Consider the following 459-nt stretch of genomic DNA (forward strand, 5'->3'; position numbering starts at 1 on the left):
GATAAACCCCATAAGAAGGATAAAGCCAACACAGCAACATTAATGAAATAAAAAACAAGCCAGCCAAACGGATTTTAGTTTTATATCGCACCTTCTAACCTTTCAACTATCGTTTGAGAAATTTTGTATTCGCCCCAAGCCCATTCAATTAGAACATATGTCGCTGTTACAGCAATTGCACCGATAATTATGGGTTGACCTAAGAAAGCAGCAGCAAATAAGGCGGCTTCACCAACTGCGCTCTGGAGCATAAATTTGAACATGTCAGAGCCAACATTGCCGAACCAATCCACTAGGTGATAATCATCCTTAAATATTAAATCGGTTGTGGCTATGCTGGCCGATACCACAAACGTTAAGGCTCCGGCTCCTTTAAAGTTTGCAGCCCTAGATTGAGGGCTAAAGCCAGCTTGCATCGACTTAAACGAGTTAAGCGGATATTTTTTCCCATCCATATTG

At 41.4% G+C, this 459-nt stretch carries 1 pseudogene; it reads right to left on the minus strand.

Annotated elements, in window-relative coordinates:
• Positions 1–80: 80 nt before the first annotated feature.
• Positions 81–459, minus strand: a pseudogene (locus QTO00_RS20845) (hypothetical protein); the annotation flags it as partial.

Origin of the sequence: Vibrio sp. M260118 (assembly GCF_036533755.1) — a bacterium.
Lineage (GTDB): Bacteria > Pseudomonadota > Gammaproteobacteria > Enterobacterales > Vibrionaceae > Vibrio.